19 protein-coding genes are annotated in these 18,477 nt (G+C 43.4%); 14 read left to right on the top strand and 5 right to left on the bottom strand.

What is annotated here, in order from left to right; all coding sequences use genetic code 11:
* Window position 1: 1 nt before the first annotated feature.
* Genes N518_RS0108780 through N518_RS0108770 form a run of 3 tightly spaced genes read left to right on the top strand, consistent with a single transcriptional unit; the run spans window position 2 to window position 4,561 of the window.
* Entirely contained in the window at window positions 2–820 is an 819-nt protein-coding gene (locus N518_RS0108780) for a 3'-5' exonuclease (RefSeq protein ID WP_017400777.1), read from the top strand.
* A 9-nt stretch (window positions 821–829) separates the two neighbouring features.
* Complete coding sequence (gene rlmD, locus N518_RS0108775) at window positions 830–2,221, top strand: 23S rRNA (uracil(1939)-C(5))-methyltransferase RlmD (RefSeq protein WP_026444152.1); 1,392 nt, start codon at window positions 830–832, stop codon at window positions 2,219–2,221.
* 33 nt (window positions 2,222–2,254) lie between these two features.
* Window positions 2,255–4,561, top strand: coding sequence for a RelA/SpoT family protein (locus N518_RS0108770; RefSeq protein ID WP_026444151.1), 2,307 nt, complete (start codon window positions 2,255–2,257; stop codon window positions 4,559–4,561).
* Window positions 4,562–4,648: 87 nt separating this feature from the next.
* Here the strand turns inward: N518_RS0108770 and N518_RS0108765 are convergent, their stop codons facing one another.
* Window positions 4,649–5,425, bottom strand: a complete 777-nt coding sequence (locus N518_RS0108765) for an SDR family oxidoreductase (RefSeq protein WP_026444150.1) — start codon at window positions 5,423–5,425, stop codon at window positions 4,649–4,651.
* A 136-nt stretch (window positions 5,426–5,561) separates the two neighbouring features.
* Here N518_RS0108765 and mazG point away from each other — a divergent pair, with 136 nt between their 5' ends.
* From mazG to yjgA, 9 genes are all read left to right on the top strand, one after another.
* Window positions 5,562–6,323 (top strand): nucleoside triphosphate pyrophosphohydrolase, encoded by a 762-nt coding sequence (gene mazG / locus N518_RS0108760; protein ID WP_026444149.1) that lies wholly within the window; start codon window positions 5,562–5,564, stop codon window positions 6,321–6,323.
* 16 nt (window positions 6,324–6,339) lie between these two features.
* Complete coding sequence (locus N518_RS0108755) at window positions 6,340–6,756, top strand: ComEA family DNA-binding protein (RefSeq protein ID WP_026444148.1); 417 nt, start codon at window positions 6,340–6,342, stop codon at window positions 6,754–6,756.
* A gap of 135 nt (window positions 6,757–6,891) precedes the next feature.
* Complete coding sequence (gene pcnB / locus N518_RS0108750) at window positions 6,892–8,343, top strand: polynucleotide adenylyltransferase PcnB (RefSeq protein ID WP_026444147.1); 1,452 nt, start codon at window positions 6,892–6,894, stop codon at window positions 8,341–8,343.
* Window positions 8,340–8,828 (top strand): 2-amino-4-hydroxy-6-hydroxymethyldihydropteridine diphosphokinase, encoded by a 489-nt coding sequence (gene folK / locus N518_RS0108745; RefSeq protein ID WP_005406001.1) that lies wholly within the window; start codon window positions 8,340–8,342, stop codon window positions 8,826–8,828. Before pcnB ends, folK begins: the two co-directional genes overlap by 4 nt.
* A gap of 37 nt (window positions 8,829–8,865) precedes the next feature.
* On the top strand, window positions 8,866–9,675 hold the full coding sequence (gene panB / locus N518_RS0108740) for a 3-methyl-2-oxobutanoate hydroxymethyltransferase (protein WP_026444146.1): 810 nt from the start codon (window positions 8,866–8,868) through the stop codon (window positions 9,673–9,675).
* A 3-nt stretch (window positions 9,676–9,678) separates the two neighbouring features.
* Window positions 9,679–10,524 (top strand): pantoate--beta-alanine ligase, encoded by an 846-nt coding sequence (gene panC, locus N518_RS0108735; protein WP_026444145.1) that lies wholly within the window; start codon window positions 9,679–9,681, stop codon window positions 10,522–10,524.
* 32 nt (window positions 10,525–10,556) lie between these two features.
* Window positions 10,557–11,408: an RNase adapter RapZ gene (gene rapZ / locus N518_RS0108730; protein ID WP_005016211.1), complete on the top strand. Its 852-nt coding sequence runs from the start codon at window positions 10,557–10,559 to the stop codon at window positions 11,406–11,408.
* The gene (locus N518_RS0108725) at window positions 11,405–11,674 is read left to right on the top strand and encodes an HPr family phosphocarrier protein (protein ID WP_005016209.1); all 270 of its coding nucleotides are present in this window, start codon (window positions 11,405–11,407) and stop codon (window positions 11,672–11,674) included. Before rapZ ends, N518_RS0108725 begins: the two co-directional genes overlap by 4 nt.
* Window positions 11,675–11,676: 2 nt before the next feature.
* On the top strand, window positions 11,677–12,213 hold the full coding sequence (gene yjgA / locus N518_RS0108720) for a ribosome biogenesis factor YjgA (protein WP_005016207.1): 537 nt from the start codon (window positions 11,677–11,679) through the stop codon (window positions 12,211–12,213).
* A 56-nt stretch (window positions 12,214–12,269) separates the two neighbouring features.
* Here the strand turns inward: yjgA and N518_RS0108715 are convergent, their stop codons facing one another.
* The 3 genes from N518_RS0108715 to N518_RS0108705 all read right to left on the bottom strand — a co-directional run bounded on the left by N518_RS0108715 (window position 12,270) and on the right by N518_RS0108705 (window position 14,784).
* Window positions 12,270–12,521, bottom strand: coding sequence for a DUF2789 domain-containing protein (locus tag N518_RS0108715; protein ID WP_005405770.1), 252 nt, complete (start codon window positions 12,519–12,521; stop codon window positions 12,270–12,272).
* 119 nt (window positions 12,522–12,640) lie between these two features.
* Window positions 12,641–13,063: a DUF1810 domain-containing protein gene (locus tag N518_RS0108710; RefSeq protein ID WP_017400784.1), complete on the bottom strand. Its 423-nt coding sequence runs from the start codon at window positions 13,061–13,063 to the stop codon at window positions 12,641–12,643.
* 77 nt (window positions 13,064–13,140) lie between these two features.
* Window positions 13,141–14,784 (bottom strand): acyl-CoA synthetase, encoded by a 1,644-nt coding sequence (locus tag N518_RS0108705; RefSeq protein ID WP_005016197.1) that lies wholly within the window; start codon window positions 14,782–14,784, stop codon window positions 13,141–13,143.
* 391 nt (window positions 14,785–15,175) lie between these two features.
* Here N518_RS0108705 and thrS point away from each other — a divergent pair, with 391 nt between their 5' ends.
* The gene (thrS, locus tag N518_RS0108700; RefSeq protein WP_017400786.1) at window positions 15,176–17,098 is read left to right on the top strand and encodes a threonine--tRNA ligase; all 1,923 of its coding nucleotides are present in this window, start codon (window positions 15,176–15,178) and stop codon (window positions 17,096–17,098) included.
* Between the two features lie 5 nt (window positions 17,099–17,103).
* Window positions 17,104–17,655 carry a translation initiation factor IF-3 gene (gene infC / locus N518_RS0108695; RefSeq protein ID WP_080548202.1) on the top strand — a complete coding sequence of 184 codons (552 nt, stop codon included), beginning with the start codon at window positions 17,104–17,106 and terminating at the stop codon, window positions 17,653–17,655.
* A 66-nt stretch (window positions 17,656–17,721) separates the two neighbouring features.
* Here the strand turns inward: infC and N518_RS0108690 are convergent, their stop codons facing one another.
* Entirely contained in the window at window positions 17,722–18,198 is a 477-nt protein-coding gene (locus N518_RS0108690) for an Hsp20 family protein (protein ID WP_005016188.1), read from the bottom strand.
* Window positions 18,199–18,477 lie beyond the last annotated feature (279 nt).

Raw genomic sequence — 18,477 nt, 5'->3', positions numbered from 1 at the left:
CATGCGCTTACCTGTCCTGATTTTTGATATCGAAACACTGACCGACTTGAAGGCAGGTGCGCACCTGTACAATCTGGATTTACCGGATGATGAGCTTGAACAGGCTTTGATTAAGCTGCGTCGCCAAGAAGCAGGGACCGATTTTCAGCGTCTGTCTTTACACGAGATTGTCTGTATTTCAGGCCTCTGGGTTGATGAACATGGCATGCGGCTATTTTCTTTTAGTCAGGAGCAGTATGCTGAGGCAGAGATTCTCAGAAAGTTTCTTTCCATTTTTGAAAAGCGTCATCCAACTCTGGTGAGCTGGAACGGGTCACAGTTTGACTTACCCGTTATTTTATTTCGCACCATGTATCATGGTCTTTCTGCTCCGAGCCTGTTTGATCAGGGCGAAATTGATATTCAGAAGCGCTATAATAATTACCAGAACCGTTATCATCACCGTCATGTCGATCTAATGGACGTGATGGCCATGTTTAATGGTCGCAATTTTCAGAAACTTGATGACGCTGCACAATTGCTGGGTTATCCGGGCAAGCGTACAGAAGGTTACCGAGTGTCTGAGCAGGTACAGCATGGTGAATGGCTAGAGCTAAGCCAACACTGTGAAGGAGATGTGCTAAATACTTGGCTGATCTATCTGCGCTGGCTACTTTTGAAAGGTCAATTGCTTGCAGAGGATCATCGTTTCTGGATTCAATCCACAATTGCGTATTTAAGCCAGCAGCCGCAACAGGCCGAGTTTGTTCGCCTGTGGCAAGACAGTTCGCAGCATACCGAATTTACTTCACATTATATTTTTCCTACAGTTAGAGATTAGGTTATTTCCTTGAGACACAAAGCTAAACCGCGTTCGGCTCAACCTGCGCATTATGTATTTAAGGTTGAGGCGCTTTCCCATGAAGGACGGGGTATTGCACACTATGGAAATGAGCCGGGACATCCGGCAGAAAAGCAGGGTAAAAAGGTTTTTATTACCGGTGCTTTGCCAGGAGAAACTGTTCAGGCCCGAATCACCCATCACACCAAAAGATTGGAAGAAGCAGACAGTGTTCAATTACTGAGTGAGCCATCCTCATATCGGATTGAACCCGTCTGTCCGCATTTTGGTCTATGCGGAGGATGCAGTCTTCAACATATGCACCCAGATGAACAGATCCGTTTCAAGCAAGACGTCCTGGCTTCACATCTTAAGCATTTTGCTGCCATTGAACCTGAAGAGTGGCTACCCGCTTTACGTTCGACCCGAGAAGACTACCGTCGTAAAGCCCGTATAGGGGTGCGATTTTTAGCTAAAGAGCAAAAGCTGAAATTTGGTTTTCGTGAGCGTCAAACTAATCATCTGGTTTCTATTCAGACTTGCAAGGTACTGGACCGAGCTATGGCTGACCACTTAAATGGGCTACAATTGTTACTCGAAAGTCTAACAGCCAAAGCAGCCATTGGGCATATAGAATTGGCCATGGGTGATCACGATATTGCTTTGGTCATTCGTAATATAGAGAAATTACCTCAAGTTGATGTCAACCAATTAACACAATATGCGTTAAGCAGGCAGTGGCAACTGTATTTGCAGCCTGCTGGACCAGAGAGTTTGTATCGGGTAGATCAGCCGGATGCATCAAAGTATTTGCATTATCGTCTGGAAGAGTTCGATATCGATTTTGCTTTTTCTCCACTAGATTTTACTCAGGTTAACTCTACGGTGAACTCGCAAATAGTCAGTCTGGCATGTAATTTGCTAAATCTACAGCCAGGTGAGCGTGTACTTGACCTGTTTTGTGGATTAGGAAACTTTTCTTTACCTCTGGCTCGCTGTGTAGGTGAGACCGGTCAAGTAATTGCTGTAGAGGGAAGTGAAGATATGGTTAAACGCGGTACTGAAAATGCCCGTAGCAATGAATTATTGAACGTGCATTTCTATTCACAAGATTTAACAAAAGATTTTTCTTCTCATTCTTGGGCAAAGCAGGGTTTTGATGCATTATTAATTGATCCTCCGCGGGCAGGAGCAGAAGAAGTAATGCATTATCTTCCTAATTTTAATGCGAAAAGAATCGTTTATGTTTCATGTAATCCAGCAACTCTGGCAAGAGATGCAGGTATTTTGGTAGAGCATGGGTATCAGTTAAAAAAAGCTGGTGTGATGGATATGTTTACTCATACCGGGCACGTAGAATCAATTGTGTTATTTGAAAAAATTAACAAGATAACCGATTAAAAAACATGAGTTACATGTGTATAGGAGAAGGGTATGGTCACAGTACGTGAGCAGCTTCCTGGACGACTAACCGAGTTGTCTGATGAAGCGACTGTCGAGCATGCCGAAGAAGCACAGCTGGATTTAGTCTCATGGCTAGACCGTGTGCGTGATATTCTGGGTGGGGCAGAGCTGAAGCAGCTAGAAGAAGTCGCTCAGCTAACATTAGAAAAAGAGCTGGAAACCAACGTCAATCACCGATCCAACACCTTTTATACCGGTGTGGAAATGGCAGATATTCTGGCGCATCTGCATGTAGATGAAGATACGCTCTCAGCGGCTATGTTGTACCGCAGTGTACGTGAAGGGATTACCAGTCTTGAACTGGTGCAGGAACGATTTGGTGAGAATGTCTATAACTTGGTCAAGGGCACCTTGGCCATGGGTAAACTCTCTGAACTGATTGAAAAAAATAAACGTCTCGAAGATCATTTTAATAATAATCAGCGCGAGCATTTGACCGGCATTTATAAAATGCTGATTTCAGTCACTGAAGATGTGCGTGTGGTCTTAATTAAGCTGGCTGAACGTACGTATGCCTTGCGTGAACTGGCTAAGTCTTCTAAAGAGCGTCAGGAGCGGGTAGCACGGGAAATTCTGACGATTTACTCGCCACTGGCGCACCGTTTGGGCATTGCACAGCTTAAGTGGGAGCTTGAGGATCTGGCATTTCGCTACTTGGCTCCTGAGCGTTATAAAGAAATTGCATCTTTACTCAATGAAAAACGTCTGGAACGTGAACATTATATTCAATTTGTCATCGATAAACTGAAAAATGAACTGGCTGATTACGGGATCGAGGCAGAGATTACCGGCCGTGCCAAACATATTTATTCAATTTACCGTAAGATGAAAAGCAAGAGCTTAAGTTTTGATCAGCTCTATGATATTCGTGCTTTGCGGGTACTCGTGCACAGCGTACCAGAGTGTTATCACGCTCTCGGGATCGTGCATCAAATCTGGCGACATATACCGCATCAGTTCGATGACTATATTACCAACCCTAAAGGCAATGGTTACCGCTCCTTGCATACCGCAGTAATTGCAGAAAATAAGTCTCTAGAGGTTCAAATCCGGACTTATGACATGCATGAAGAAGCTGAGCTTGGTGTATGTTCACACTTTAACTATAAGGAAGGTTCTAAAACCACTGACCATTCCTTTAATCATCGCTTGCATTCTTTACGGGCGGTTCTTGAGCATTATCAGGAGCGTAATGAAAGTAGTGGCTATCAGCAGAGTGATGAAACCGAGAATTTTGAGCATATTCAAGAATTTGAGGATTTTGAGAAAATTTATGTCTTTAGCCGTGATGGTGACATTAAAGAATTACCCCGGGGTTCGACCGTACTTGATTTTGCCTACCATGTACATACTGAAGTCGGCAACAAATGCTATGCCGCACGGGTCAACCAGCGTTACGTCCCTTTAACCTACAGCCTGAAAACAGGTGAGCAGGTAGAAATTCTTACCAAAAAAGACCGGGAACCGAACCGGGACTGGCTGGTGAATTCTCTAGGTTATATTCGCACCGCGCGAGCACGCGATAAGTTGCGTCACTGGTTCAGACAGCAGGACCGGAGCAAAAATCTTGAAGTGGGGCGTGATCTGCTGAATAAAGAGTTATCGCGTCTGGCAATTCATCCAAAGAGCATTGATTTAAGTGATTATTGCAATCATTTTAACGTTAAAAGTGGTGATGATATTCTGATTGGGCTGGTGAATGGAGACCTGAGCCTGCATGCCCTGATTAATCAGGTGAACCGGCACATGCATCTGGATCAGGACGAGCCTGAGCTGGTACTCAAACCGACACTGAATCCACGTGCCAGTCATACTTTATCGGCGCATGGTATCCTGATCGACGGGCTGGACAATGTCGAGTTGCATATTGCCCAATGCTGTCAGCCAGTACACGGTGAAAGTATTGCAGGTTATATTACCTTAAACCGAGGAGTCAGCATTCATAAGGTGGGATGCCCGGATTATATGCGTATGATCAGTCAAGAGCCTGAGCGTGCAGTTGAAGCAGACTGGGAAATGCAGCCTACTCGTGGCCAGAGTGTGCAGATTGTGGTAGAAGCCTATGACCGTCGTGGTTTGCTTAAAGATCTGACTCAGGTCATCTTTGCAGACCAGATCAATATCCGGCAGGTCAATACTATCTCTGAAGCTGATGGTATTGCCAATATGAAGTTGTTGATTGAGGTTAAAGGGCTAGCACAATTATCACGTTTGCTTGCCCGTTTGGAGCAGCAACCAGGAATTATCAGCGCACGCCGTCTGGTTCAAGGTAGTTAGATCTAAAATTTCTGAAAAAATATGCTTCCAGCGAGAAGCATATTTTTATTTTAATCGGTAGATCGGTAGAAGTAGAAATTTTTTAATCTATTTTTTTCGGCTTAAAGCTAAATTGGTCAGGCGGTTTATAAATTGCGGGCTGATCTGTGAAAGCTGAAAAAGAAATTTGGTTTTTAGGCCAACTGGCTGATGTGTAGGAGTTAAAAAAGTAGTTTTCATATTGGCAAGCTGATAAATTTTTTGAGCAACATCTTCTGGTGTCAACGAAATACCCATATTCTGGATGGTGCCGGCATCCATATCTTTTACCATAGCAGTCTGCACAAATAATGGCATAACATCTAAAACACGAATTCCAAATTTTTGCCACTCTACATCAAGCCCTTCGGTAATACCGCGTACTGCAAACTTGCTGGCTGAATAGGAAACCAGGTCAGCCTGTCCATAAATAGCTGAGGCAGAAGAGAGGTTGATCACGCGGGCAAAAGTGGCTGTTTTTAAGTAAGGTAGAACTGCATGGCAACCATTTATCACACCCTTAATGTTAATGTCAACTGTACGGTGATGGGCAGAAATTGGTGTATTTTCAAAAGCACCAGAGTATAAAACTCCTGCATTATTAACCAGAATATTGAGTTCTCCAGCCCAGCTAACAAATTCGTCTAATGCCATGTTCCATTGATGATAGTCGGAAACATCCAGTTGCCCCGCCATTGCATTGGATCCTAAAGCTTGTGCCAATTGCTGTGCTTGTGCGTAGTTAATATCATATAGACCAACTTTGTAACCCTTCTGGTAGAAGAGCCGTGCAACTGCGGCGCCAATTCCTTGAGCTGCACCACTGATCAATATACTGTGTGTCATACTTATTCTCTTTATTGATATTTTAATTATTAACAATCAGCCTGACTGTTATTGCAGGCCTATCTTAACAAAAGCCACATGATTTGGCACAGGTGAATGTAAAGCAGGACAAAAGATGAAAAATTCAGAGCAGTCAATTAAGGAGCTATTGGCGATTATGCAGGAACTCCGGCAAAAATGCCCATGGGATCGCGAACAGACACCCTTGAGCCTGACACGCTATGCAATTGAAGAAGCCTATGAGGTCGAAGCCGCAATACGTGAAGGCGATATAAGCGAAATCCGTGATGAACTGGGAGATCTGCTGCTACAGGTAGTATTCCAGGCACAGATGTACAGTGAACAAGGTGCATTTGATTTTCAGGATGTGGTCCAGGCGATTTGTCAGAAACTTGTGCGTCGTCATCCCCATGTGTTTAAAACTGAACAATGTGATCGTCTAACTCAAGAAGATGTCAGCCAGCTCTGGCAACAGGTTAAGCAGCAGGAAAAACAAGGTAAGCCTGCTGCCCGACTAAATGAAATCAAGCATGGCCCAGCATTAGTTCAGGCCGAACAAATACAGAAGAATGTGGCAAAAATCGGTTTTGATTTTCCGGATGTAAATAGTGCTTATAGGAAACTTGAAGAGGAGTTGCTCGAACTGAAAGAGGCGATATATCATCAAAATTCCGATGAAATTATGGATGAGTTTGGCGATTGTCTATTTTCACTGATCAATGTAGGCCGTAAACTTCATGTTTCCAGTGAGATGGCTTTACTTTCAACCATCCATAAATTTAGAACCCGTTTTGCTTTTATCGAGGATCAGGCCATACAGCAACAGCGAACTTTAGAACAGCTGAGTCTGGAAGAAATGGATCAACTCTGGGAGCAAGCTAAACAACAATTAAAATGAAGAGCTCTATATCGTGATGAAAAAAATCAATAAATTTTTCCGGTTAAAAGAAATATTATCTCTAATGTTGGGTTTGCTGGGGTGTCTCTGGCTAGCAAGTGCCGGTCAGGTACAGGCGCAACAGTTTGATGATTCTTATTTGAAATGGAAAAACCAGCAATTGGATCATGACCGCCGCTTATTGCAGCAAACTGGTTCAATGATGATGTCATCGGGACCAGCAGCCCAGATCAGTACAGAAAAAGTAAGCCTGAACCGTGGTACTGCTGATCAGTTGCAGCAGGTACTGAGCGGCGTGGGCGAAAAGAAAGCTCAGGCAATTGTGGAATATCGTAACAAAAATGGAAAATTCAATAGCATCGAAGATTTGCAGAAGGTCAAAGGCATTGGGCCCAAGCTATTTGAAAAAAATAAATCGCGTCTGACATTGTAAGTTGTTACGCTAGTTGATATAAGAACTCAACAAACAATAGGGCAATATTGAGATTCAAATTGCCCTTTAATCATGTTGGAGCTATGATTACAGCATCTTAGCAAATTTACGTCCTGACGTAGGAGACAGCGTCTTTTGCAAACTTTGCGCGCGTCAAAATGTGGTTTATCAACCACTCAATTACCTTCTTCTATTTTAGATGTTATCGAAAGTTTAACCAAGGCCGGTTATGAAGCTTATATCGTTGGTGGCGGTGTAAGAGACCTGATGCTGGGGTTAAACCCTAAAGATTTCGATGCTGTAACCAATGCAACTCCTTCACAGATCAAGGATGTATTTGGGCGTCGCTGCCGTATTATTGGCCGCCGTTTTGAATTGGCTCATGTGTATTCTGGCCGTGAACTGATTGAAGTGGCAACTTTTCGTGCTCCTCCTAAAAAAGCTGTGACCAGTGCCTCAGGCATGATCCTGCGTGATAATAACTGGGGCAGTATCGAACAAGACTTTTCCCGCCGTGATTTTTCTATTAACGCCCTGTATTATCAGCCGCATAAAGGTATTGTGCTTGATTTTTGTGATGCGGTTCAGGATATCAAAAATAAAACCTTGCGTTTGCTTGGTGATCCGGTACAGCGTTTTGAAGAAGATCCAGTACGGATGCTACGCACTTTGCGTTTTGCAGCTAAACTGAATTTCAAAATTGATCCAGCTATTCTGAAAATTTTTACAGCCGAGCTGGCACAACTGCTCCGTGATGTGTCTCCGCACCGTTTGTATGACGAATCACAAAAGCTGTTTACTATGGGGCATCTGGCACGTGTGCTACCGATGCTTATTGATTTTGATATCTGGAAGCAGTTATTTGCAGATATCCGCCCGAATATTACTGCCTTTATAGAGTTGGCTGCGAAAAATACTGATTATCGTATTCAGATCGGTAAAACTATTAATCCAGCATTCTTCTATGCTGTACTACTTTGGGAGCCCTTCCTGGAGCGCTATGAATTTTATAGCGGTAAGGGTATTGTCGCTGCTGAGGCGCGTGCTCAGGCTGGGCTGGATGTACTTAAGCGTCAAGCCACACGTACTGTTATTCCACGTTTTGCAGAAACCTTTATTCGTGAAGTCTGGGAAATGCAGAGCCGGTTGCTAAATCCGAAACCTCAGCAAATTGAAGCCTTGGCCAGCCATGCGCGTTTCCGTGCCGGCTTTGACTTTTTATTATTGCGTGAGAAGGCAGGGGACCCAACGACTCAGGGAATGGGGCAATGGTGGGATGCTTACCAGAATATGGGAGCTGATGAAAAAGAAAAAACTATTAGTCAGTATAACCGGCAGCGTGCCAAGAATCGCCGTAAACAGAACGAAGATGTACTGGATGAAGTAAAGCACCTGGAAATTGAACCCTTAGTCGATATCCCCGAACCGCGTAGCCGACGTGCTAGAAAAACACGTAAGCCGGAGGTTGATCATGAAGCGGTTAAAGCAGCAGAATCTGTGGGAGACTTCAATAGTGATCATCCGATTATGAAGCGCAAACGGGTAAAGCGTGACCTCAGTCAAGTGGTATTTGGACCAACACAATGAGTACCATTGCTTATATTGGCCTAGGCAGCAATCTCGGTGACTCACGCCAGATTTTAACTCAAGCTGTATCAAGACTTAGTACGTTGGGGCCGGTAAAAGTTTCCAGGTTATATCAGAGTCCGCCTATGGGGCCTCAAGACCAGCCGCATTATTATAATGCCGTAGCACAGCTTGAAACTGTGCTTGAGCCTTTGCCTCTATTAGATCAGTTGCAAGCTTTTGAGCAGGAAGCCGGGCGGGTGCGTCTACGCCGGTGGGGCGAGCGGACACTAGATCTGGATCTTTTGCTTTATGGTCAGCAGTCTATACAACATGAACGGCTGAATGTGCCACATATTGGTCTGCTGGAGCGGGATTTTGTCGTTATTCCACTGCTTGATCTGGATGCGAGTCTCAGCGTAAACGGACAGCTACTTCAACAACTGGATTTGGTCCAGCAATCAGAACTTACTGTTTTGGCCGATGAACAATGGGCCAGCATTTAATCTATATATTTAAGATACTGTGCAAGAGGATATCTTCATGATTAGTCTGAGTGATTTAAGACAGTTCAAAGCTCAGGGGCGTAAATTTTCTTGCCTGACTTGCTATGATTCCAGTATGGCAAAAGCCATGGAACTTGCTGAAATTGATTCTATTCTGATTGGTGATTCACTGGGAATGACAATTCAGGGTCATGACTCAACATTACCGGTACTGGTTGAAGATATGGCTTATCATACTGCGGCAGTGCGTCGTGGTAATCAGCATGCCATGATTATGACTGATCTTCCTTTCATGAGTTACGCCACTCTGGAAGATGCGCTCAAAAATGCTCGCATCGTAATGCAGGCCGGTGCTCAGATGGTCAAGATTGAAGGTGGGGCATGGTTATCTGAAACAGTACAGAATCTGACCCGTAATGGTATTCCGGTTTGTGTACATCTTGGTCTAACGCCGCAGTCTGTTCATGTTCTCGGTGGTTACAAGCTACAGGCAAAAAGTCGTGAAGCCGCTGATCAGCTAATTGCTGACTGTAGAGCATTAGTTGAAGCAGGGGCAGCGGTATTATTACTCGAATGTGTACCTGCCCAGCTGGGTAAAGAAATTACTGAACTGTTTCCGCATACTCCAGTGATCGGTATTGGTGCTGGTGCAGAGACGGATGGCCAGGTATTGGTCGTACAGGATATGTTGGGACTGTCTTTTGGGCGTGTAGCACGCTTTGTGCGTAATTTTATGAAAGAGCAAAGTGGTGAAACTGCAATTCTGGATGCTTTCAAGGCCTACCATCAGGCAGTACAGAATCAGTCTTTTCCAGCTAGAGAACATACTTTCCAGGTTGAGTTGTAATTTATGAAAACTGAAGTGACCATTCAAGGATTAAGTGCCTCTCTAAATCCTGCTCGTACAGCGCGTAAAATTATCGGTTTTGTACCGACTATGGGAAATTTACACGAAGGTCATCTGAATTTAGTGCGTGAGGCACGTAAATTATGTGATGTTATTGTCGTCAGTATTTTCGTAAATCCAATCCAGTTTGGACCGAATGAAGATTTCGAAAATTATCCGCGTACCCTGGAGCAGGATAGTCACCTGCTGGCAGATGCTGGCTGCGATATAATTTTTGCACCAAGTGTAGAGCAAATGTATGGTTCACAACCTCGTCTGACCAATATTAGCGTGGGTAAAATTACGGATGATCTGTGTGGGAAATCACGTCCGGGTCACTTCGATGGTGTAGCTGTAGTCGTAACCAAGCTGTTTAATATAGTACAGCCGAATTATGCATTTTTTGGCCAGAAAGATTATCAGCAATTGGCAGTCATTCGCCAGCTGGTACGTGATTTGAATTTGCCTCTCGAGGTCATTGGAGTGCCAATTACCCGAGCTACAGATGGACTGGCTTTGAGTTCACGTAATGGTTATCTGAGTACTGAAGAACGTCAGCTTGCTCCGTCAATTTATCAAAGTTTAAAAAATGCTGAACTCGAGTTACAGCAGGGCCAAGCTTTGTCACAAGTGTTAGATCATGTGAAAAGTCAATTGACACAGGCGGGTCTGGTTGTGGAGTATGTAGAGGCGCGCACGCCTGAGCTCCAGGCTGTACATGAGTTTAATCAGAGTCTTGTATTGTTTGTAGCAGCCAAGCTTGGAAATACACGTCTGATTGACAACTTGCAGGTCAATTATTCTCACTGAAGCATAAAGATATAATAAGGACAGTTATTGCCATGAAGCGTATTTTGATCGTGACAGGACAATCCGGTTCAGGAAAATCATCTGCATTGCAGGTTCTTGAAGATTTGGGTTATTACTGTATCGACAACCTGCCATTGGCATTGCTGACAGAAATTGTTTTAAAATTAGATCGTGAAAATAATCTTGAGCAGCTGGCACTTGGTGTAGATGTACGTAGTACCCGGGCCGATTTACAAGAATTTGATCAGGTTTTTGAGCAGTTACAACAGCATGGGTCAGTTGATGTCATTTATCTGACTACACAGGATCAGGAACTGATTGCGCGATTTAGTGCTTCACGACGTCCGCATCCTTTGGCGAGCCGGTTTAAGAGCCTGAATGAATGTATTCAGGAAGAGAAACAGCTGCTCATGCCTATTCAGTTTCGTGCCACTGTACATATTGATACGACTGATAAAAGTGTACATGACCTGAAACACACCTTGCTTTCAAAATTGGGGCAAGCTAACCGTTTAATCCTGATTTTACAGTCATTCGGTTATAAGCATGGTATTCCATTAGATGCAGATTATGTATTTGATGTAAGGCATTTGCCCAACCCGCATTGGGACCTGGAATTACGCAAGTATTCGGGACTGGATGAGCCGGTAAGAAAATTCCTTGAATCAAGTGATCAACCCAATGAGATGTTCTTGGATATTTACCACTTTCTCAACAAGTGGCTCCCGGCCTTCGCCAAAGGCCATCGTCATTATATGACAGTATCAATCGGATGTACGGGTGGGCAACATCGTTCAGTTTATATCGTGGATAGACTAAAAAAATCGCTTGAGGCACAATGGTCTATTCAGGTCTTACATAGAGAAATGAAGCACTGGTCATGATTGATACAACAGTTGACGTAATTAACAAACTAGGTTTACATGCGCGTGCATCAGGTAAGTTGATTGAGGTTACGACCAAGTTTCGTTCTTCAATTCAGATCGGTAAAAATGATAAACTGATTGATGCAAAAAATATTATGTCCTTACTCATGCTTGGTGCAGGTAAGGGTACCACTTTGCGAATTGTGATTGACGGTCCGGATGAAGAAAAAGCTTTATCGGAAATTCAGGCATTATTTGCAGCAAAATTTTATGAGGCTGAATAACTGTGGCGCGTCGTCCAACACGTTTTACTGAAGAAGACTTTGAAGTTTTAGAGGGACGTGCAAGTAAAACTGAACAAAAAAAAGCAGTTCAGCGCATGGCTGCTTTAGGTGCACAACTGGCAGAGCTGCCACGTAAGCAAATTGAGAAGCTGCCGGTAGAAGAGCGTTTAATAGACGCTTTACTGGAAGTTGAATCAATAACTTCACATGAAGCCCGTCGGCGTCAATTCCAGCGGATCGGTAAACTGCTGCGTAATGAAGATGAAACCATGATTCTTTCTTACCTGACGCCACAGCAAGGTGCGAAAAAACAGGCACAGCTCATGCGTTGGGTAGACCGTATTATTGACCAGGGGGATCCGGTCATTAATGAGTTTGTAAAACTTTATAATGCTGCCGAACGCCATACTTTACGTCAACATCTGCTGCGAATTCAGCGTGATGTTGCCAAGCAGGTAAGTGAAGAAGAATTGCTTGAATCTAAAAACAAACTGGTCAACTATATCCAGCAGGTTGCTTTAATCTCGGATCAGAGATAACACAGTTAAGCAAAAGCGGCATGTATGCCGCTTTTTTATTGTAATCACTGAATGCATTATAATTTTTTAACTGAATCTTCATGCAGTGATTCATTGAGCTGGTCAATGACAATGGCCCAGTCATCGTCTGACTTCATGTGTTCCCGAATAAACTGGCTTTGTGCGGTGGTCCAGAAATCAGCTTCACTGATATAGACAGGAGCTGCCAGTTGATGCTGTTCAATAAATTGAGCAATAGCTGCTTCAGAAGAATCAAGCCCGAGCTGCTGAAATAAATGGGTCATGCGCGTAGTAGTTTTACTGCTCACTGCTATTCTCCTTATGTAAATAGGATTTTTTATAGTATTTAAGATAATGAAATAAATAAATTTTAATAATTTATCTAACTTGCTATGTATATAACTATATAAAGATTTATAACTTTACTTCAAGAATGAGATAAAAGCTGCAACGTTCGCTGATCTTCAGCGCCCTGAAAATATTTGTCTAGCAAAATTTGAAATAAAGGATTTTTGTGCTCACTGGCTCTCTTGAACAGTGTTAAAGAGGATTTTAATTTCATGTCATCAGGCGAGCCGAAAATTATATGAATATCTGTTTCAGATAAGACAGCTAGAACTTGGCAGAGTTCCAGATAACGCTGGCCCAAAATTGGATGACGCAGGAAAGCTTGGGCTTCTTCCAGGTTATTGATACCGTAATAGGTCGCGGCATGGCTATGCCCTAATCCTTTAAGCTGTGGAAAGATAAACCACATCCAGTGGCTGCGCTTATGTCCGGTTCTAAGCTCATCCAGTGCTTGATTATAATATTGTGCCTGAGCTTGTATAAAACGGTTTAAATCCGCCATTTTACTTACTCCTATTTTTAATGGAAGCCAGCAGTTAAGCTGGCTGGTATGGAGTACGTCATTTAGAATTGGCTATTTTAGCCAAATTCACCTACTGAGCGCTCCTTGGCCCATTCACGTAAAATAAATTTTTGCAATTTTCCGGTGGAGGTCTTCGGAATATCAGTGATGATGATCTCTTTAGGCACCTTGAAGCGGGCTAGTCCCTGTTTACAGTGTTCAGTAAGTTCTTCCGCAGAAATACTTATACCCTCTTTTAACTCCACAAAAGCACAGGGTACTTCCTGCCAGCGTGGGTCCGGTTTGGCAACTACTGCAGCAGTTAGCACTGCCGGATGCTGATAAAGCACCTCTTCAACCTCAAGTGATGAAATATTTTCTCCGCCCGAAATAATTACATCCTTGGCACGATCAGTAATCTTGGCATAGCCATCAGGCTGACATACGGCGAGATCACCGGTATGGAACCAGCCCCCTTTAAACGCCTCTGCTGTTGCTTCCGGATTTTTTAAATAACCCTTCATGACAATATTACCGCGGAACATGATTTCCCCCATGCTCTGTCCATCATTTGGCACAGGTAGCATGGTTTCTGGGTCAAGTACCTTCATACCATCTTGAAGCGGATATGGAACACCTTGACGTGAATGTAATTGTGCCTGCTCCTGTATGGTCAGGTCACTCCAGCCTGCCTGTGATGCACAAAGTGCAGATGGGCCATAAGTTTCTGTCAATCCGTAAACATGCGTAACATTGATACCAATATTACGCATGCCTTCAATAATTGCAGCAGGTGGCGCAGCACCAGCCACCATGACTTCAACGCGATGATCAAAATAAGTTCGTTTCTCTGCTGGTGTATTGATCAGCATGGAAAGCACTATTGGAGCTCCACAGAAATAATCCACCTTATGCTCGGCAATCAGTTTAAAGATCAGTTCTGGGTCAACTTTGCGCAGGCAGACATTGGTCCCACCATTTGCTGCCATGGTCCAGGCAAAACACCAGCCATTACAGTGAAATAAGGGCAGGGTCCATAAATACGTTGCACGTGGCGTCATGCCACAGGCAATGATATTACTTGCAGCATTGATATACGCACCGCGATGATGATAAACCACTCCCTTGGGGTTGCCGGTAGTGCCTGAGGTATAGTTCAGACTAATAGCATCCCATTCATCTTGCGGTAGATGCCATTCAAAATCAGCATTGCCTTCAGTCAGCCAGTCTTCATATTCAATTTCACCAATCGGTGCATTAAAGCAGTTTTCATATTCGGCATCATCCACATCTATGACATAAATATCTTGTGAAACCAGTGCCAGCGCTTCTTTTGCTAAAGTAGAAAACTCAGGGTCGACCAGTAAAACTTTACTCTCTGCATGTTCGAGCATAAAGGCTAAAGTTTTGGCATCCAGGCGGGTATTTAAGGTGTTCAGAACTGCCCCTGCCATTGGTACAGCAAAATGTGCCTCAATCATCGCAGGCACATTTGGCAAAAGCACCGATACAGTATCGTTTTTCTGGATACCCAGCTTTTGCAGCTGATCGGCAAACTGCCGACAGCGCTGATAGGTTTCCCGCCAGCTAATCTGGCGTGAACCATGAATAATCGCTGCCTGATGAGGGTAGATATATGCTGCACGTTCTAGATAACGTAGAGGAGAAAGTGCCACGAAATTTGCAGGGGTGCGCGGTAATTCATCATAAGCACTCACCATTTTTATAACTCCCTTTCATCATTGTTTTATTCTTTCAGCTTATGAAAAGATAGGTCTTTCAGGTCCGGACTTCATTTATGCTTTAGTCTTAGTTCCTGTTTAATTACTATATAAATCAAATATTTAATTTTGATTCTAAAACTAAAAGATTATTCTTTCAAATTATGGTGAAAGCTGTTTTGTAGGTTCAGTTCATTATGTACAATAAACTAAATCACTCACAATACAGGATTTTATCGTTTTTGCTGTTTCTTCATAAAGCCAAGACGTGTAAAATTCTTAACGAAATTTGTTCTATCCACCGTTTTTATATTTTTGAGGTTTTCCTCGATCATAATCTCGCGGTGAAATGCCCTATGGTACGGGGCATCACTCCTTAAGGATTCATTTTATGCCAATTATCACGTTGCCAAACGGCGATCAAAAACAATTTGATCAAGCTGTTTCTGTTATGGACGTTGCCCAAAGCATTGGACCCGGGCTTGCAAAAAATACAGTTGCCGGTCGTGTAAACGGTCAACTGGTTGATGCTTCTGACCTCATTACAGAAGATGCAACCTTGCAAATCATTACCCCGAAAGATGAAGAAGGCGTCGAGATTATCCGTCATTCTTGCGCACATTTAGTGGGTCATGCAGTTAAGCAGCTGTTTCCAGAAGCGAAAATGGTGATTGGTCCGGTCATTGAAGAAGGTTTCTACTACGACATCTGGATGCCACGTCCGTTTACTCTGGATGATATGGCAGCGATTGAAGAGCGTATGAAAAAGCTCATCGATCAGGATTATGATGTCATCAAGAAAATGACCCCCCGTGATGAAGTAATTGCTGAATTTACTGCACGCGGAGAAGAGTATAAATTACGTCTGATTGCAGACATGCCAGAAGAAACCCAGATGGGGCTGTATTATCATCAGGACTATCTGGATATGTGCCGTGGACCACATGTACCTAATACCAAATTCTTGAAATCATTCAAACTGACTAAAATCTCTGGCGCTTACTGGCGTGGAGATGCCAAGAATGAACAGCTGCAACGTATCTATGGTACTGCATGGGCAGACAAGAAACAGCTTGCGGCTTATATCAAGCGTATTGAAGAAGCTGAAAAGCGTGATCACCGTAAAATCGGTAAAGCGCTCGATCTGTTCCATATGCAGGAAGAGGCACCAGGCATGGTGTTCTGGCACCCGAATGGCTGGACTATTTACCAGGTTCTTGAGCAGTACATGCGTAAAGTACAGCAGGATAATGGCTATCTAGAAATCAAGACTCCACAGATCGTAGACTTTACACTCTGGGAAAAATCGGGTCATGCGGCTAACTATGCCGACAATATGTTTACGACCCACTCTGAAAGCCGTAACTATGCCGTAAAGCCAATGAACTGCCCATGTCATGTTCAGGTGTTTAATCAGGGCCTGAAATCTTATCGTGACCTGCCGATCCGTCTGGCCGAATTTGGTTCGTGCCACCGTAACGAGCCGTCTGGTTCACTTCATGGTATTATGCGTGTTCGCGGCTTTACTCAAGATGATGCACATATCTTCTGTACCAAAGAGCAGATCGGGTCTGAAGTTGCAGACTTCATCAAATTGACCCTGGACGTCTATAAAGATTTCGGTTTTGAAGATGTGCAGATGAAGTTGTCTACACGTCCAGAAAAACGTGTAGGTGATGATGCACTTTGGGACATGGCTGAAAAATCTCTGGCAGATGCACTCGATGCGGCAGGTTTGGAATGGGAGCTGCAGCCGGGTGAGGGTGCATTCTATGGTCCGAAGATTGAATTCTCACTGAAAGACTGCTTAGGCCGTGTCTGGCAATGTGGTACAATCCAGTGTGACTTTAATTTGCCAGAACGTTTAGATGCTTCATTTGTGACTGAAGATAATGAACGTGATCAGCCGGTTATGTTACATCGTGCAATTCTTGGCAGTTTTGAACGTTTTATTGGTATACTTATTGAACATTATGCGGGCTTTATGCCACCTTGGCTTGCGCCAGTTCAAGCATGTGTCATGAACATTACCGATTCTCAGGCACAGGCCTGCGAGCAGGTAGTGGCCAAACTTAAGGAAAACGGAATTCGTGCAATTTCTGACTTGAGAAATGAGAAAATCGGCTTTAAGATTCGTGAACGTACACTTGAGCGCATTCCTTACTTGCTGGTTCTAGGTGATCGGGAAGTAGAGGAAGGTACGGTCAACGTGCGTACCCGCTCAGGAAAAAATTTAGGTACTATGTCTATTGATGCCTTCAATGACTTAGTGAAAGTAGCCGTAGCCGAACGCGGCCGGTATATTGTGGAGTAATAAAGATTAAACAGCCTGACCGTAACCAGCAACAAGGTGCTAAGAGTAACCGTCCTGCCATTAATGACGAGATCCGTGCGAAAGAAGTACGCCTCGTTGCTGCGGATGGTGAACAAAAAGGAATCGTTTCACTTGCTGAAGCGTTGCGTGCTGCAGAAGAATCAGATCTTGACCTGGTCGAGATCGTTGCTAATGCAGAACCGCCTGTTTGTAAAATCATGGATTACAACAAGCACTTGTTTGACCTAAAGCAAAAGCAAAAAGATGCAAAGAAAAAACAGCATCAGGTGCAAGTCAAAGAGATCAAGTTGCGTCCAGCTACTGATGTTGGTGATTACCAAGTTAAATTGCGTGCAATTATCAAGTTCTTGGAAGAAGGAAATAAAGTAAAGATTACTTTACGTTTCCGTGGCCGTGAAATGGCTCACCAGCAACTTGGTTTGGCTCAATTGCAAAAGATTGAAGCAGATGTCGCTGAAATTGGTGTAGTTGAACAGGCACCAAAAATGGAAGGCCGTCAAATGGGTATGTTACTTGGACCGAAAAAGAAAAAGTAATTATCTCATATCAAAAAGCACCGCGAATGCGGTGCTTTTTTATTGAAGAGTTAAAAATTTAACCCTTTATTCTTGAGAAGCAGGAATCTCATAAACTTTGCCAGCTTCACTTTCATTAGCTTTACGGCCAATTGCAATCTGGCGTGGCAGTTTCTCTTCAGGCACAATTCGCTGCAATTCGATGATCAATAAGCCATCTTCATAATCAGCTTGTTGTACTTCAATATGCTCGTCCAGACGTAATGAAAGCTTGAAGGAACGACGTGCAATTCCTTTATGCAGGTACTCAACACTATGATCGCCTGTTTCATTGTCTGGCTTGCCGGTAATAGTCAGAACCCGGTTTTCCAGATTAATCGCCAATTCCTGCTGTTTAAAACCGGCAGTTGCCACCACAATACGGTACTGATTATCGCCCAGCTTTTCAATATTGTAAGGTGGATAGTTCGGTGCCTCACTTTGCATGGCGTAGTCGAATAAATCATTTAAACGGTCAAAACCAATACTACGACGGAAAAGTGGACTAAGGCTTACGCTACTCATTGATATAACCTCCTGATGAGTTCAGCAAAGTTGTATAAACAAGAACTACTGTTACGCTTGGCATCAACAGTAATTACCAGCAATATCCGGAAGATCATTGCTGTACTAGATATATCGGTATGCCAGTAAAAAAAATCAAGAGAGATTTTTAAAAAATTCTCAAATCTCTTGCTATGAGAATTTGTGCACTTTAAATAGGGTTATTTCAGTCATAAACTTCAAACTTTTAATGGTGCAGTCACAGAAGTTATTTATAAAACTGTGTTATAAAGACAGATA

The sequence above is a fragment of the Acinetobacter sp. UNC436CL71CviS28 genome, from assembly GCF_000620525.1.
GTDB classification, from domain to species: domain Bacteria; phylum Pseudomonadota; class Gammaproteobacteria; order Pseudomonadales; family Moraxellaceae; genus Acinetobacter; species Acinetobacter radioresistens.
This window is presented reverse-complemented; position numbering and strand designations above follow the sequence as displayed.

Coding starts and splice junctions, on each gene's coding strand:
- N518_RS0108780 (WP_017400777.1), top strand. CDS start 2: ATGCGCTTACCTGTCCTGATTTTTGATATCGAAACACTGACCGACTTG.
- N518_RS0108765 (WP_026444150.1), bottom strand. CDS start 5,425: ATGACACACAGTATATTGATCAGTGGTGCAGCTCAAGGAATTGGCGCC.
- N518_RS0108690 (WP_005016188.1), bottom strand. CDS start 18,198: ATGAGTAGCGTAAGCCTTAGTCCACTTTTCCGTCGTAGTATTGGTTTT.
- N518_RS0108705 (WP_005016197.1), bottom strand. CDS start 14,784: ATGGTGAGTGCTTATGATGAATTACCGCGCACCCCTGCAAATTTCGTG.
- folK (WP_005406001.1), top strand. CDS start 8,340: ATGAGTACCATTGCTTATATTGGCCTAGGCAGCAATCTCGGTGACTCA.
- N518_RS0108710 (WP_017400784.1), bottom strand. CDS start 13,063: ATGGCGGATTTAAACCGTTTTATACAAGCTCAGGCACAATATTATAAT.
- N518_RS0108755 (WP_026444148.1), top strand. CDS start 6,340: ATGAAAAAAATCAATAAATTTTTCCGGTTAAAAGAAATATTATCTCTA.
- thrS (WP_017400786.1), top strand. CDS start 15,176: ATGCCAATTATCACGTTGCCAAACGGCGATCAAAAACAATTTGATCAA.
- panC (WP_026444145.1), top strand. CDS start 9,679: ATGAAAACTGAAGTGACCATTCAAGGATTAAGTGCCTCTCTAAATCCT.
- N518_RS0108725 (WP_005016209.1), top strand. CDS start 11,405: ATGATTGATACAACAGTTGACGTAATTAACAAACTAGGTTTACATGCG.
- rapZ (WP_005016211.1), top strand. CDS start 10,557: ATGAAGCGTATTTTGATCGTGACAGGACAATCCGGTTCAGGAAAATCA.
- panB (WP_026444146.1), top strand. CDS start 8,866: ATGATTAGTCTGAGTGATTTAAGACAGTTCAAAGCTCAGGGGCGTAAA.
- N518_RS0108770 (WP_026444151.1), top strand. CDS start 2,255: ATGGTCACAGTACGTGAGCAGCTTCCTGGACGACTAACCGAGTTGTCT.